Source organism: Geodermatophilus chilensis (assembly GCF_002802985.1).
GTDB lineage: Bacteria > Actinomycetota > Actinomycetes > Mycobacteriales > Geodermatophilaceae > Geodermatophilus > Geodermatophilus chilensis.
In genome coordinates this window covers 1-12,061 of sequence record NZ_NVPT01000155.1, presented here as the reverse complement: position 1 = coordinate 12,061, position 12,061 = coordinate 1, and the positions used below count along the sequence as shown (strand labels likewise).

Below are 12,061 nucleotides of genomic sequence, written 5' to 3'. Positions count from 1 at the left end.
GCAGGAGCACACGCTGATAGAGGCGCGGCTGCGCGTTATTGTTGTGAGACATCGCGAGTGGAGAGTAGACACACAACGACGCCGTCGAGATCGGGATCTTGGGCGACAGTTTTTTGTTTTCTTCGATGAGGCGGCATACGAGATCTAGTACACTCTCGTGGGCTCGGATATGTGTATCAGAGACAGGTCGGGGGCCGAGGCGTCGCCGTGCCGGTCTCTCCACCGCCGGCGTCGCACTGCTCTGGCGCCGCATCGGCGCGGGTCTCCTCCGGGCACGCCGGGCGGAGCGCGGAGGGTGCCGGGGCGGGCAGGACCGGGACACCGGGGGCTCCCGGTGTCCCGTCACCCGCCGTCGGCTCCGGCTCGGGACCGGGCGGAGGACCCCCGCTGCCGGGTCCTCCGGCGGCCGGAGGCGGTGGGGCGTCGAGCGGGTTGGGCGAGGCGGCCTCGCCGGCCGCAGGCGCGCCCGCGGAGGGCCGGACCGGAGCCGCGTCGAGGACCGCGGCGACCGCGGCGGGGTGCGCCTCCTCGGCGGCGGAGACGTCGTGGGACAGGCCGAGCGCCGTCCAGAACCCGGCGGAGAGCGCGGCGGACAGCACCAGCCGGCGCGCCCAGCGCGTGGCGGCGGCCGGGCGCGTGGGGACGGCGCGCGCGGATGCGACGTCCTCCCGCGGCTCCATGTGTCCCACCCTCCATCGTCGGGTGGGCGCCGCTGACGTGCGCGTCCCCGTGATCGCGTGCGGCGGACCATGCCGACGCCCGGCGGAAGGGTCAACCCCTTGCCGCGCGGCAACGAGACGCGCCAGGCCCGTACTCACGCTGCGTGGTCGACCGCCGGGATCCCGTCGACGACGACCGGGCGAGACGTCACCGCATGTGCCGGAGCACTCACTGATCCGAAGGGTCGGCGGCTGACGCCCCGTCCCCTGGCGGCGGCGTTCGTCGTGACCCTCCGTGGCGGCCCCCCGTCCTGCGTGACCGGCCCGCTGCTGCGTGGCGAGGGCGGCCGCCCTAGGTTGTCGGCTGTGCGACGGACCCGGTGCGCGCCCGCCCCGGCCGGCGGGTGGCTCCGCCCGTGACGTGGCTGGTCACCGGCGGAGCCGGCTACATCGGGTCGCACGTCGTCGTGGCCATGCGGGACGCCGGCGAGGAGGTCGTCGTGCTCGACGACCTCTCCTCGGGCGTCGCGGACCGCCTCGGCGACGTCCCCCTGGTGGTGGCCGACGTCGCGGACGGCGCGACCGTGGCCCGCACGCTGCGGGAGCACGGCGTCCGCGGGGTGGTGCACCTGGCGGCGAAGAAGCAGGTCGAGGAGTCGGTCCGGCAGCCGCTGCGCTACTACCGCGAGAACGTCGAGGGGCTGCGCGCCCTGCTCGAGGCGGTCACGGCCGCGGGCGTGGAGCAGTTCGTCTTCTCCTCCAGCGCCGCCGTCTACGGCGCGCCGGACGTCGACCTGGTCGACGAGGACACCGCGTGCCTGCCGGTGAACCCGTACGGGCGGACCAAGCTGATCGGTGAGCAGATGCTGGCCGACGTCGCCCCGGCCACCGGGCTGCGCTACGCGGCGCTGCGCTACTTCAACGTCGCCGGCGCCGCCGACCCAGCGCTGGCCGACCGCGGCGCGGCCAACCTCGTGCCGCTGGTGTTCCGGCAGCTCAGCGCCCGGCGCCCGCCGCAGGTGTTCGGCGACGACTACGACACCCCCGACGGCACCTGCATCCGCGACTTCGTGCACGTCGCCGACGTCGCCTCGGCGCACGTCGCGGCCGCGGCCGCCCTGACCGAGGGGCGCGTCGATGCGCTGACGGCCAACATCGGCCGCGGCGACGGGGTGTCGGTGCGGGAGATGGTCGAGACCATCCGGCGGGTCACCGGCACGGCCGGCGAGTCGTGGTCGGAGCCGGTGGTCGCCCCGCGGCGTGCCGGCGACCCGGCACGGGTGGTCGCCTCGGCCGAGCGCATCCGCCGGGAACTCGGCTGGACGGCGGCCCACGGCGTCGAGGAGATGGTCGCCTCGGCGTGGGCGGGCTGGCAGGCGCAGGCCGCGCCGGGGGGCTAACCGCCGGTCCAGGCCAGCAGGTCGTCGGCGCTGCGGGTGTTGACCACCCGCTCGGCCGGGACGCCGCACTCGACCGCCCGCTCGCAGCCGTTGCCCTGCCAGTCGAGCTGACCGGGCGCGTGGGCGTCGGTGTCGACGGCGAACTCGCAGCCCAGGTCGACGGCGAGGGTGAGCAGCCGCAGCGGCGGGTCCAGCCGTTCCGGCCGGGAGTTGATCTCCACCGCGGTGCCGTGCTCGACGCAGGCGGAGAACACCGCCTCGGCGTCGAAGGCGCTCTCCGGCCGCGGCCGCTGCCGTCGTCCCTCCCGCTGCTCGCGGGGGACCAGCAGCCGGCCGGTGCAGTGCCCGAGGACGTCGGTGTGCGGGTTCGCCACCGCGGTGAGCATCCGCTCGGTCATCGCCGCGGAGTCCGCGCGCAGGTCCGAGTGCACGCTGGCGACGACGACGTCCAGCCGCCCCAGCAGCTCGTCGGTCTGGTCGAGGCTGCCGTCGACGTTGATGTCGCACTCGATGCCGGTGAGGATCCGGAACGGGGCGAGCTCCTCGTTGAGCGCGGCGACGACGTCGAGCTGGTGCTCCAGCCGCTCGGCCGACAGCCCGTTGGCGACGGTCAGCCGGGGCGAGTGGTCGGTCAGCGCCAGGTACTCGTGGCCCAGCCCGATGGCGGCCTCGGCCATCTCGCGGATCGGGCTGCCGCCGTCGGACCAGTCCGAGTGCACGTGCAGGTCGCCGCGCAGCAGGGCGCGGAACTCCGCGACGTCGTCGGCCAGCGGCACCAGCTCGCCGTGGGACTCCTCCAGGCGGGCCAGGTACTCGGGCACCTCGCCGGCGTGCGCCTGCACGATCGCCGCGCCCGTCTTCGGCCCGATGCCGCGCAGGTCGGTGAGCGTCCTCGTGCGGATCCGCCGGTCGAGCTCGTCCGGGCCGAGGGTGTCGACGACAGCCGCGGCGGTGCGGAAGGCCGACACGCGGTGCGTGGGCTCGCGGGCGCGCTCCAGGAGGAAGGCGATCCTCCGGAGCGCGGCCGCGGGCGGGAGCGGATCGCTCAGCGGGAGGCCTTCTTGTACTTCTTCTCGGCCTTGCGCTGGGCCCGGGCGGCCCGCTTCTGGGCCTTCTCCAGGTTCTTCTCCGTGGCGTCGGCGGCCTTGGTGGCGGCGCGGCGGGCGCGGTAGCCGACCGACGGCCTGCCCTCGGTGTCGACGGCGGCGATCAGCAGCCCGCCGAGCAGCCCCAGGTTCTTGAGGAAGTGCGACAGCTGCCCGAAGCGCTCCTTCGGGTCGTCGTGCTCCCAGAAGCGGTGCCCGGCCAGCGTGGTGGGCACGATGCTGGCCGAGAGGGCCAGCGCCGACAGGCGGGGCAGCTTGCCCAGCGCCAGCAGCGAGCCGGCGGCGACCTTCACCCCGGCGTCGATCTTCACCCACTGCTCGACGTCCCGGGGCACCTGCACCGGCAGCTGCTCGTCGGCCTTCGCGGCGATCTGCTCGACGACCGGCGCGGCACCCGGCACCCGGCTCTGCGGGTTGCGCAGGGTGTCGATGCCGCCGTAGACGAACGACGACGCGAGCAGCGGCCGGGCGATCCGGCGGACCAACATGGGTGACCTCTTTCGGTTCGGGGACTCTGGCTCGGCTCAGTGCCCCGGTACGCGCCGGGACACCCCTGCTCGGACCGTAGTGAGATCGCCGCCACTCCGCTGGGTCAAGCGGTGCGGCGGCAGTAGACCGTCAGCGTCCCGTGCTTCGTGAAGTCGAACGCCGTGGCCGGCGCCCCGGTCTCGCCGTCGTAGGCGACGGCCTGCGGGCCCGACAGGGAGACCACCCGCACCCGCCGCGCCTGGCCCTGGGCGTAGCCGGAGACGTGCGGGCTCAGGCCCAGCAGCGAGCCGAGGACGGCGCGGGTGCGGCTGAGGGGGACGTCGGCGCGCAGGTACTGGACGTCGAGCAGCCCGTCGTCCAGCCGCGGCCGCCACGCCGGGGCCAGCCCGCGCGGGGTGTAGCGGCCGTTGCCGACGAAGAGCACCCACACCGACACGGGCCGCCCGTCGAGCAGCAGCGACACCGGCGTCCCCCGGCGGAGCGTCTGCGCCGCGGCCACCGCCATCGCCGTCCACCGGCCCAGCCGCCCGGCCAGCGCGTCGCGGCGGCGGACCATCTCCGGGTAGCTGCCGATGCTGGCGGTGTTGAGGAACGGCGTCCCGTTGACCTCCGCCACGTCGACCTCGACCGCCTGCCCCGAGCCGACGGCGGCGGTGGCCGCCTCGAGGGTGCGCACGCCGACGTCGCGCGCGAAGTGGTTGAGCGTGCCCGCGGGCAGCACCGCCAGCGGGAGGCCGGAGGCGACCGCCACGGCCGCGGCCGCCGCGACGCTGCCGTCGCCCCCTGCGACGCCCAGCGCCCGCGCCCGCCCGGAGCGGGCCGCCTCCTCCAGCAGGCCCGCGATCGTCGTCCCGCCGGTCTGCTCGCGGACCTCCGCGCGGGGCAGCAGCCGGCGGACCTCCGCGGCCGGGTCGTAGTCCGCGGGCCCCGACCGCGGGTTCACCGCGACGACCAGGCCCTCGCCGCCGGGCAGGGCCGGGGCGCCGCGCGCCGTCCGCACCCGGGCGGGCGCCGTCGGCCGCACCGGCCACCAGTGCCGGCCGCCGAGGGCGACCGCCGTGCCGACGGCCAGGCCGGCGACGACGTCCCCGGGGTAGTGCACGCCGACGTGCACCCGCGAGTAGCCGACGGCCGCCGCCAGCGGCGCCAGCGCCGCCCCGGCCGCCGGGCACTCCAGCGCCACGCCGGTGACGAACGCCCCGGCCGACGACGAGTGCCCGCTGGGGAAGGAGTGCGTGGTCAGCGACTCGTGCAGCAGGCGGTGCACCGGGTGCGCGCCCAGGTCGGGACGACGGCGGCCGAACACCGGCTTGAGCGCGGAGTTGACCAGCCCGCTGGAGACCGCCATCGAGGCCAGCCCGCGGACCGCCCCGCGGCGCAGCGACCCGCGGCGCAGGGCGAGCAGGGCGCCGACGGCCATCCACACGCGGCCGTGGTCCGCGGCGGTGGTCAGCCGGCGCAGCCAGGCGTCGGCGGGGCTGTCCGGCAGTCCACCGACCAGCGAGTGCAGGCGCGCGTCCCAGTGCCGGGCGCTCCGCATGCGCCCGACCCGGACCGTCGCGTTCAGGACTTCTGACGGGCGCGGTAGGCGGCGACCGTCGAGCGGCTGGCGCAGGTGTTGGAGCAGTACCGGCGGCTGGCGTTGCGCGAGGTGTCGACGTAGACGTCGTCGCAGCCCTCGGCCGAGCAGACGCCGATCCGCTGCCAGCCGTGCTGGACGACGACCTGCGACAGGCCCATCGCCACCGTCGTCGTCAGCTGCTCGAGCAGTGGCGCGTCGGGCCGGGCGTAGTGCAGGTGCAACTCGCCGTCGTGGTCGGTGGCGTAGGGCTTCGGGTGGGCGAGCGCGAGCAGCGCGTTGAGCCGGTCCATCACCTCGGCCTCCGACTGCGCGACGGCGACGGCGCGCACCAGGTCGGCGGTCGTGGCCGCCTGTCCGGTCTCGGCGGGGGAGAGGTCGAGGACGCTGCCGGGCTCGAACCACTCGTCGTGGGCGCGCAGGAACGCCGTGGCCCAGTCCGGCCCGGCGTCCCGGTCGGCGTTGGCCAGGTCGATGGCCAGCTCGACCGCTGTGGACCCGTAGGTGTCGTAGTCCATGGATTCCCCTACCGCTCTTGGTGCCGTCGACACGCCGTAGGCTTCGTCGCCCGCTTGACCCCCTACGCCACCGCCCGTAGCGTGTAGGGGGTCAACGGGGTTTGACCCCCTACTCTTCCCGCTCCGTGCTACCCGAAGTGAGTTCGTCGTGCGTTCGTACCTGTCCGTCTGGCGTCTGCCGTCCGCCCCGGTGCTGCTGATCGCCGGCTTCGCCGGCCGTCTCCCGTCGGCCATGGTCCCGCTCGCACTGCTGCTCATGGTGCAGCAGCAGACCGGTTCCTACGCCGTCGCCGGTCTCGCGTCGGCGACCTACGGCCTGGCGATGGCCGCGATGGCGCCGGTGCTCGGCCGGCTGGCCGACCGGCGCACCCCGCGCCCGGTGCTGCTGGTCCAGGCCGCGGTCCACCCGGTGCTGCTGGCCCTGCTCGTGGCCGTCGTCCTCGGGGGAGCCCCGACCGTGGCGGTCGTCGCCGCCTCGGCCGCCGCCGGGGCCGCGACACCGCTCGTGTCCGGGGCGGTGCGGGCGCTGTGGTCCCGGGTCGACCCGCGGGTGCGCGGCACCGCCTACGCCCTGGACGCGACCGCCACCGAGCTGGTGTTCGTGGCCGGCCCGACCCTCGTCGCGGCGCTCGCGGTGCTGGCCACGCCGGCGTGGGCGGTCGCTCTCGCGGGAGCGCTCGCGGTGGCCGGCGCGCTCGGCGTCGCGACGTCGTCCGCGATGCGGGGCTGGGCGCCCGTGCCGGCCGTGCACCGCTCCAGCCCGTTCGCCACGGTGCTCACCCCCGGCATGCCGCGGGTGCTGCTCAGCGGCTCGGCGCTCATGCTCGGCTTCGGCGCGCTCGAGGTCGCCGTGCCCGCGTTCGCCGACGCTGCCGGGTCGTCGGGCATGTCCGGCGTCCTGCTGGCCCTGTGGTCGCTGGGCTCGGTCGCCGGCGGGCTGTGGTTCGGCGCCCGCGTCGTCAGCGCCTCGCTGCCGCGGCAGTACCGCTGGCTGCTGCTCGGCGTGACGATCGGCCTGGCCCCGCTGGCCGCGGCGTCGGACCCGTGGGTGCTCGGTGCGCTGCTGTTCCTCGGCGGGACGGCGATCGCCCCGACGCTGACGGTGCAGAACTCGCTGGTGGGCGCCATCGCCCCGGCGCACGCCACCACCGAGGCCTTCACCTGGCTGTCGACGATGGCTACCGGTGCCTCGGCCATCGGGGCCGCGCTCGGCGGTGCGCTGATCGAGAGCCCGGCCGGGGTGAGCGGCAGCCTGCTGCTCGCGGTCGCCGGGGCCGCCCTCGCGGTGCTGGTGACGTTGGTGCCCGGCCGGTGCCCTGCCCGCGAGGAGGTGTCCGAGCCCGTCGCCGTCTGAGGGTGCCCCTCGACCCGGGTGCGGTTGCGCGGAGAGCGACGTGTCCGGACCCGCCGATGGGGCGGTCTCCGCGCAACCGGTCGGGGTCGGGGGACCCGGGCTGCAGGGGGCTCCCGGGGCGCTGGTAGTCTCTTCTCGGTGGTTCCGGGGGGACTCGGACCCCGGGAGGCTTCGCCTAGTCCGGTCTATGGCGCCGCACTGCTAATGCGGTTTGGGTTAATCCCCATCCCGGGTTCAAATCCCGGAGCCTCCGCGCACGACAACTGAACAGCACGCACCCGTAGCTCAACGGATAGAGCATCTGACTACGGATCAGAAGGTTAGGGGTTCGAATCCCTTCGGGTGCACGTCTGGTTGAGACAGCCCGCGGCCCCGCGCTCCTCGTGAGCGCGGGGCCGCGGTCTTTCCCGGGTGCCGGCGCGTCCCGGAGTGCGACCAGGCCCAGGCCTATCTCGCCCGCCTGGTCCCCGAGACCTGGCCGGACGGCCCGGCCATCCTGTGGTCGCAGAGCGCCGATGTGCTGCTGACCTGGCGCGAGGCGATGCTGGCGCGCGGAGCGGTCAGCCATGGCATGGTGAGCGCGCCGCAGCCGGACGGCACGCCGGCCCGCTGGCAGGTGCTCACCACCGTGGTGGAGCTGCCGGCCGAGCCCGACATCGACGTGGCGGCCGTGCTCGCCGACCTCGTCCGGGCGCAGGGCGACGAGGTGCGCTACGTGGAGACCTACGAGACCGACATGGGGCTGGGCGTCGGCCTCATGGCCAGCCGCGAGGTCCTCCCGCCGCCTGAGCTCGCCGGGCTGGCGGCGCGCGGCTGGGAGGTGGCCGACGCGCCGGTGCAGGTGGGCGTCGCCGCGGCGCTCGCGTGTGCCCCGGGAGCGCCCCACGGCCTGCTCGTGGTCGGCGTGTGCTTGGCGCAGGACCAGGCGCCGGCGCTGGCAGGACTGGTGGCCGTGATGGCCGGACGTTCCCGGGTGCGGCCCGAACCTCCCGGGAGTGACGCAGAGGAGCCAGCAAAATGAGTACCGTGACGAACACCTCCGGCGCCGACCGGCCGTGGCGCACCCGCGGTGAACTCCTGGCAGCTCGTGCGGACGCCGTGCCGGTGCTCGAACGACGCTTGTTCGCGCCGGGCCGACTGGTCGGGCAGTCGCTGCTGATGGTCGTCGTCGCCCTGGCCGGCCTGGTCGCCGGCACGGCGCTGGAGGGCAGCGGCGGGGTCACCGTCGCCGCGGTCGCAGCGGTCGTCGCGCTCGGGGCGGTCGTCGTCGCAGTCCGCATGGCGGTGGAGAGCCGGGCACTCATGGCGGGGCTGCTCGACTGGGAGGCCGAGGAGCGGGCCGGCCGATCCCTGCCGGCCGGGGACGTCCGCCCCGAGCACCGGATGCCGTTCGACGCCCGGGCGGACGAGGATTTCCGCGCGGTCTCTGTCGGGACGTCCGTGGCCGCCTACACGCGTCCCGTGCGGACGCCGCTGCTGGTCCGCGCCGTCGTCCTCGGCTCCGGGATCGGGCTCGGCCTGATCCTCGTGCTCGTCGGCGTCGCGGAGCCGGGGGCGGCGTTCGCCGTCATCACCGGCGTCGTCGGCGCCGTGGTCCTCGTCGCCGGGCTCGTCGGCGCCACGGCGACCACCCGGTTCGCCTTCCGCCTGACGCGGGTCTCCGCCGGGCTGGAGGAGGACGTCCGCGGGATGACCGCCGACCGGGGCGAGGCGGTCCCGACGATGAGTCCGGTCCGGCGGGGGCTCCTGCTGGCCCTGCTCGTCTCGCCGTTGGTCGCCCTGCTCGTGTACCGGCTACTGCAGTAGCACGACGTGGCCGACGCCTCCCGCGTGTCGGACGGGCTCGAGCACATGCGTGGTGCTCGGGGTCATGATCGGGCTCGCCGTCCTGGTGGCCACCGTGGCCGTTCCGCTCACGCAGACCCGAACGGCGTCGCGCTCGCGCCCACCGGCGCAGTGAGCCCCTCGACGTCGCCGGTGCGCCGGGGAGCGCCGGCCTGGCAACCGGGAGGAGCAGGTCGACCGGGTGGAGAGCTCCCCGGCGGCGTCCTGCGCGTGACCCGGCTCGACTACTACGTCCCCATCCCCGGAACCGACGGGATCCTCGTGCTCGCCTTCTCGACCTCCATCGAACAGCTCGGTCCCGCACTCGTGGGGCTCTTCGACGTGATGGCCACCAGCTTGCGCTGGGTTCCGGCATGACCGGGCGCCCGCCGGACATCCGCGTCGACCACTCGGCCCTGTGGGCGCACGCCACCTCGGCCGACGTCGTCGACTCGTGGGCGCCGCAGGCGGCGCGGGAGCTGTGGGAGGGGGCCCGTCAGCCCTACAGCCACCTCGACGTCGAGCGGCTGGCCACCCAGCTCGCCGTGCTGGCCGAGGCCGCCCTTCCGCAGCGAGTGCTTCGGGGCGTTCTTCCTCGGCCCGGAGCCCGCCCGGGGGCCGCGGTCGGTCGTGCGGCTCAACAGGCTGAGGTACCCCGCCGGAACGACCGTGGACGCGGTCGTCGACGAGGTCCTGCTCCCTGCCGAGCTGCAGCTGCTCCAGCCGGAGATCGAGCACCTCGCCGGTCCTGGGCCGCGGCGGATCCGGATCCGGCAGCGTGCCTTCCGCGAGGACACCCGGACAGTGTCGGACCATGTGACGTACGCGTTCCCGTTCGACCAGGCCGCCTGGCTGCTGTCCGTGGCCTTCCCGGACCCGCGCGACACCGACCAGCGGCTGCCGGAGCTGGACGCGCTGGCCGCGGGGGTCGCGGTCGACGAGGGAAGTCCGGCATGACGGCGCTGGAGGTCCGGCCCGTGGTGCCGGAGATGGGCGATCTCAAGGTCGTCCCCGACCCGCGGCCCCGCATCGAGCGCTGTCGCCTCGTCGTCGACCGCTCGGCCGGCACCGCGACGTGGCTGAGCGACGGTGCGAAGCAGGAACGGCTGGAGCTCCGCATCGGGGACGGTTCCGGTGAGCTGGCCGGTCTGGTGCGGGCGGTGTACCCGCCGATGATGCCCAACGCCTGGGAGACGGTGCTGGCCGGGCGCGTGCTCCTGGTGGACAGCCGTGGCCGCGTGCTGGCCCGCAGCGGGATGTTGACGCAGGTGCTCTTCGACAGGCCTGGCCGATGGGGCTGCTCGAGTCGACCGGCCTCCCGGTGCGCGAGGAGCGGTTCCGCAACACCCGGCTGCCCAGAAGGCACACCCCGGCGCCGCCCCGTTGTGGCCGCTCACCGCCGGGTTCTACTGGTTCCTGCTGACCATCGCGACGATCGTCGCCGTGCTCTTCGGCGTGCTCGCCGCCGTCGTCGCCCTCACCGGATGAGCGCCCACTCCTCCCGTCCCCGCCCAGACCAGCTCGCCGACGTACCGGCTCCGGCCCGCCCCGCTGCCCGCGGCCTGCCCAACCGCTCCGTAGTCCGTGAGGTGCTGCTCGACGCGGTGCCCGGGGAGCTGCGGCTGCTCCGGGCCGGGCACGTGGAGCGTGTGCTGCGGGTCGGTCCAGGGGCGACGTCGTCGTCGCCGAGCACGTCGGCGGTCCGCTGCTGGCCGACGTCGCGCCGGAGGTCCTGGGCGCGGTCGACCTCCTCGACGCCGAGGGCCGCCGCGTGGTCCGGCTGGACCTGCGTGACTGGGTGCCCGAGGCCGAGGAGCTGACCCGGCCAGCGGAGGCGCTGCGCCGCTCCGGGTTGGTGCCCCTCTTGAGACACGCCGGCCTGCCGCTGCGCCCGGTCCCACCCTCGGGCCTGGCCGAGGCGGTCCGGGCCGCACCGCCGCAACTGCTGCCGCTGACGGGGATGCCGCTGCCCTACACCGTGCTGCGCTCACTGGCGATCGTCGTCGCCGCTGGCGCACTGATCTGGGCCGTCGTCGGCCGTCCGCCGGGGATGGTCTGGCCCGTCGCCGGCGCTGCTCTGTCGTCGAGGGCCCGGTGCGGATGGCCCAGCGACTCGGCCTGACCTCGCTGGACCCGATTGCCGACAGGATCGTGGCCGAAAACCGGGGCTCGTTCACCTTCGGCGCCGAGCCGACCAGCCCGCTGGCGCTGGCCAACTCCTACGCCACGCTCGCGGCCAGCGGCACCCGCTGCGTGCACACCCCCGTCGACGCGGTGCTCGACCGCGACGGCGAGCCGCTGACCGGCCCGGACGGCGCCCAGCTGCTGCCGGCCGACCGCTGCACGCCCGCCGTCGTCGACCCCGGGCTGGCGGACACGCTGACCCAGGCGCTGCGCAAGGACGTCGAGCCGGGGTACCCGGGCCAGACCGGTCGCCGGGCGTACGTGCCGGGCCACCAGATCGCCGGCAAGACCGGGACGACGCAGGACAACTACTCGATCGCGTTCGTCGGCTACACCCCGGAGATCGCGGCCAGCGTGATGGTCTACGACCCGGTCGAGAACCGGGACGTCAGCGGGTTCGGCGGGGGCAAGGCGGCGAGCATCTGGCACGACGCGCTGGCGCCGGTCCTGTCCGAGCGGGAGCCGGTGCCCTTCCCGCCGGCCGACCCGCGCTACGTCACCGGCACGCTGCAGACGCTGCCCGGCGGGTGCGTCGGCGCCTCGGCGCAGCGCTGCCGGTCGCTGCTCGGCTCGGTCGGCCTGGACACCTCGCTGGTGCGGGTCGACAGCGGCCGCGCGCCGGGCGTCGTCGTCGCCGTGGACCCGCGGCCGGGCACCGTGGTGGACCTCGACAGCACGGTCACCGTGCAGGTCAGCAACGGCTCCCGGTGGACGCCCCCGCCGCCCCCGGCACCTGCGCCCGAGCCATCGCCCGAGCCGGCACCTGGACCTTCGCCCGAGCCGGAGCCCGCACCGGAGCCGGCACCTGGACCGTCGCCGGAGCCGGAGCCCACGCCGCCACCGGCGCCTGAGCCTTGTACCTTATTCACCACTTATCACGGCGACGACACCAGTCGTAGAACCCTCCACCGTTAGCGTATCTGTAAATTAAACAAGACTCACGGATAA

General features: G+C 75.1%; 13 protein-coding genes and 2 tRNA genes. 10 read left to right on the top strand and 5 right to left on the bottom strand.

Annotated elements, in window-relative coordinates; translation table 11 throughout:
* Nucleotides 1–176: 176 nt before the first annotated feature.
* A complete protein-coding gene (locus CNO22_RS21285; RefSeq protein ID WP_100501250.1) occupies nucleotides 177–680 on the bottom strand; it encodes a hypothetical protein in 504 nt (167 codons plus the stop codon).
* Nucleotides 681–1,075: 395 nt separating this feature from the next.
* Here CNO22_RS21285 and galE point away from each other — a divergent pair, with 395 nt between their 5' ends.
* Nucleotides 1,076–2,059 carry a UDP-glucose 4-epimerase GalE gene (gene galE / locus CNO22_RS21280; RefSeq protein ID WP_100501253.1) on the top strand — a complete coding sequence of 328 codons (984 nt, stop codon included), beginning with the start codon at nucleotides 1,076–1,078 and terminating at the stop codon, nucleotides 2,057–2,059.
* Here the strand turns inward: galE and CNO22_RS21275 are convergent.
* From CNO22_RS21275 to CNO22_RS21260, 4 genes are all read right to left on the bottom strand, one after another.
* Nucleotides 2,056–3,108 carry a PHP domain-containing protein gene (locus CNO22_RS21275; RefSeq protein ID WP_100501252.1) on the bottom strand — a complete coding sequence of 351 codons (1,053 nt, stop codon included), beginning with the start codon at nucleotides 3,106–3,108 and terminating at the stop codon, nucleotides 2,056–2,058. The two genes, galE and CNO22_RS21275, sit on opposite strands and share 4 nt — an antisense overlap.
* Nucleotides 3,105–3,653: a DoxX family protein gene (locus tag CNO22_RS21270; protein WP_100501249.1), complete on the bottom strand. Its 549-nt coding sequence runs from the start codon at nucleotides 3,651–3,653 to the stop codon at nucleotides 3,105–3,107. Before CNO22_RS21270 ends, CNO22_RS21275 begins: the two co-directional genes overlap by 4 nt.
* 104 nt (nucleotides 3,654–3,757) lie before the next feature.
* Nucleotides 3,758–5,194 carry a bifunctional phosphatase PAP2/diacylglycerol kinase family protein gene (locus tag CNO22_RS21265; protein WP_100501248.1) on the bottom strand — a complete coding sequence of 479 codons (1,437 nt, stop codon included), beginning with the start codon at nucleotides 5,192–5,194 and terminating at the stop codon, nucleotides 3,758–3,760.
* Between the two features lie 23 nt (nucleotides 5,195–5,217).
* A complete protein-coding gene (locus CNO22_RS21260; RefSeq protein WP_100501247.1) occupies nucleotides 5,218–5,751 on the bottom strand; it encodes a CGNR zinc finger domain-containing protein in 534 nt (177 codons plus the stop codon).
* A gap of 148 nt (nucleotides 5,752–5,899) precedes the next feature.
* Here CNO22_RS21260 and CNO22_RS21255 point away from each other — a divergent pair, with 148 nt between their 5' ends.
* The 9 genes from CNO22_RS21255 to CNO22_RS21220 all read left to right on the top strand — a co-directional run bounded on the left by CNO22_RS21255 (nucleotide 5,900) and on the right by CNO22_RS21220 (nucleotide 12,028).
* Nucleotides 5,900–7,105, top strand: a complete 1,206-nt coding sequence (locus tag CNO22_RS21255) for an MFS transporter (RefSeq protein ID WP_100501246.1) — start codon at nucleotides 5,900–5,902, stop codon at nucleotides 7,103–7,105.
* Nucleotides 7,106–7,269: 164 nt separating this feature from the next.
* A tRNA-Ser gene (locus CNO22_RS21250) sits at nucleotides 7,270–7,358 on the top strand.
* Nucleotides 7,359–7,379: 21 nt separating this feature from the next.
* Nucleotides 7,380–7,452 (top strand) — tRNA-Arg (locus CNO22_RS21245).
* Between the two features lie 170 nt (nucleotides 7,453–7,622).
* A complete protein-coding gene (locus CNO22_RS21240) occupies nucleotides 7,623–8,126 on the top strand; it encodes a hypothetical protein (RefSeq protein WP_100501245.1) in 504 nt (167 codons plus the stop codon).
* Nucleotides 8,123–8,911 carry a hypothetical protein gene (locus tag CNO22_RS21235; RefSeq protein WP_157937054.1) on the top strand — a complete coding sequence of 263 codons (789 nt, stop codon included), beginning with the start codon at nucleotides 8,123–8,125 and terminating at the stop codon, nucleotides 8,909–8,911. Before CNO22_RS21240 ends, CNO22_RS21235 begins: the two co-directional genes overlap by 4 nt.
* A 249-nt stretch (nucleotides 8,912–9,160) precedes the next feature.
* Nucleotides 9,161–9,307, top strand: a complete 147-nt coding sequence (locus tag CNO22_RS27905; protein ID WP_157937053.1) for a hypothetical protein — start codon at nucleotides 9,161–9,163, stop codon at nucleotides 9,305–9,307.
* A gap of 291 nt (nucleotides 9,308–9,598) precedes the next feature.
* Nucleotides 9,599–9,886 (top strand): hypothetical protein, encoded by a 288-nt coding sequence (locus tag CNO22_RS21230; protein WP_100501243.1) that lies wholly within the window; start codon nucleotides 9,599–9,601, stop codon nucleotides 9,884–9,886.
* Between the two features lie 814 nt (nucleotides 9,887–10,700).
* Entirely contained in the window at nucleotides 10,701–11,051 is a 351-nt protein-coding gene (locus tag CNO22_RS21225) for a hypothetical protein (RefSeq protein WP_100501242.1), read from the top strand.
* The gene (locus CNO22_RS21220; protein WP_100501251.1) at nucleotides 11,030–12,028 is read left to right on the top strand and encodes a penicillin-binding transpeptidase domain-containing protein; all 999 of its coding nucleotides are present in this window, start codon (nucleotides 11,030–11,032) and stop codon (nucleotides 12,026–12,028) included. Before CNO22_RS21225 ends, CNO22_RS21220 begins: the two co-directional genes overlap by 22 nt.
* The last annotated feature ends 33 nt before the right edge of the window (nucleotides 12,029–12,061 follow it).

Coding starts and splice junctions, on each gene's coding strand:
- CNO22_RS21285 (WP_100501250.1), bottom strand. CDS start 680: ATGGAGCCGCGGGAGGACGTCGCATCCGCGCGCGCCGTCCCCACGCGC.
- CNO22_RS21270 (WP_100501249.1), bottom strand. CDS start 3,653: ATGTTGGTCCGCCGGATCGCCCGGCCGCTGCTCGCGTCGTCGTTCGTC.
- CNO22_RS21265 (WP_100501248.1), bottom strand. CDS start 5,194: ATGCGGAGCGCCCGGCACTGGGACGCGCGCCTGCACTCGCTGGTCGGT.
- CNO22_RS21260 (WP_100501247.1), bottom strand. CDS start 5,751: ATGGACTACGACACCTACGGGTCCACAGCGGTCGAGCTGGCCATCGAC.
- CNO22_RS21235 (WP_157937054.1), top strand. CDS start 8,123: ATGAGTACCGTGACGAACACCTCCGGCGCCGACCGGCCGTGGCGCACC.
- CNO22_RS21220 (WP_100501251.1), top strand. CDS start 11,030: ATGGCCCAGCGACTCGGCCTGACCTCGCTGGACCCGATTGCCGACAGG.